This is a genomic window from Anoxybacteroides tepidamans (genome assembly GCF_014201465.1).
Taxonomy (GTDB): domain Bacteria; phylum Bacillota; class Bacilli; order Bacillales; family Anoxybacillaceae; genus Anoxybacteroides; species Anoxybacteroides tepidamans.
On sequence record NZ_JACHEP010000051.1, the window covers coordinates 1 to 1,369 of the forward strand.

1 protein-coding gene is annotated in these 1,369 nt (G+C 49.6%); it reads right to left on the reverse strand.

Annotated elements, in window-relative coordinates:
* Window positions 1-62: 62 nt before the first annotated feature.
* The gene (locus tag HNQ34_RS17240) at window positions 63-1,250 is read right to left on the reverse strand and encodes an IS701 family transposase (RefSeq protein ID WP_183256538.1); all 1,188 of its coding nucleotides are present in this window, start codon (window positions 1,248-1,250) and stop codon (window positions 63-65) included.
* Window positions 1,251-1,369 lie beyond the last annotated feature (119 nt).

Here is a 1,369-nt window from a genome sequence, read left to right on the forward strand (position 1 = left end):
CTGTAGTTGAGCAATTTCGATAACAATAATTACCATTTAAAAAGAGACAAACAGGGCACCCCTTAGGCGACATGGAGCTGTTTTTTCACAACATCAATGGGAATATCTTGCTTCGCCGCGTTGTAAATGAACTCAACTAGGCTGTGTCCTTTCCGCGATCGAAGAAGCTCCAGCCCGGCAGAGATGCCTTGTTGGGATTCCGCTATGCTGTACACGCAAGCCAACAAAACGGTCACCCAATACCGTTTGACCGCCCGAACGTGGCGAACGCGATACCCATCGAGCTTCAGCTGGTCTTTCGCCTGCCGGAAAAAGCACTCGATCGTCCAACGTTGGGCATAGTAACGCAAGATGTCTTCGTCGCTCAGCTCCCGATCGGTGCTCAAGATGCAATGAAGATGTTCGGGTGTCATCGGCTGAGCAGCCTTCCAAGTAAGCAGCACCACCGCATCATCAAGACCGTTGAGCGCACCTTCGTAGCGGTAGACACGATAGCGCTCGTTCCCCACCGTGACGAGGCGGGTGTCTCGCGGTTCGAGATAGCGGGCGAACTGCTTGGCTTGGACGGCGATGCCTTTCGGGTAGAGAATTCGGTTCGTCTTGAGCATCGCGATGACATGGAATCCCTTTTTCAGGCAGGCTTCGATGAGCTCTTTGGACGGATACCATGAATCCATGAGCACATACACCGGATGATCCGGCTTCACCTTGAGCGAAGAAAGCATCTCCATCGCTAGGTCGACTTTGCTTGTTCCCGCCGCCTTATCATAAAGACGAAACGCGAACGGGAATGCCTGAGTCATGGTGTGTACCATCAGCCAAACGAGCGAATGCCCCCAGACCGATTGATGATCTTTGTGAGAGAAATGCCAATCACACCCTTGAATGGCGTGTGCAGCCCGTGACGAAGGCTTCGTTTTTTGGCAAATGGTATCATCAATCGAAACAAAAAGGGGTTGATTCTCCCGTTTGGCGATTCGCTTGATGCGATGAAGGATCCATTGCTGGAGTTTGCGAAGCAACGTCTCTTCATCCCAAGGGCTTTTCGTGAAAAAATGGCTGAGCGTTGTTCGATGGTTGGGATGAAAACTCCAGTGATGGACATCGGTCAACGTTCCCGAAAATCCCTTGGTAGTCAAGGCATCCACAATATGAACGAGATGCTTGATGACCGGTTTCGAGAAATAAAGCGCCAACCCCAACGCCATGAAAAACTTGTGGATTCCTTGATGATGTGCTAATCTATTCATGAGACATGAGCCTCCTTGTGAATGGTTGGTTAGCACATCTATTTTAACCAAGGAGTCGGGTTCATGTCTCCTTTTTTGTTTGGATGTAAATTTATGTTAGTAAATTTGCTCAACTACAG

Bases quoted from the DNA above. Each gene is read 5' to 3' on its own strand.
- HNQ34_RS17240 (WP_183256538.1), bottom strand. From the start codon at position 1,250: ATGAATAGATTAGCACATCATCAAGGAATCCACAAGTTTTTCATGGCG.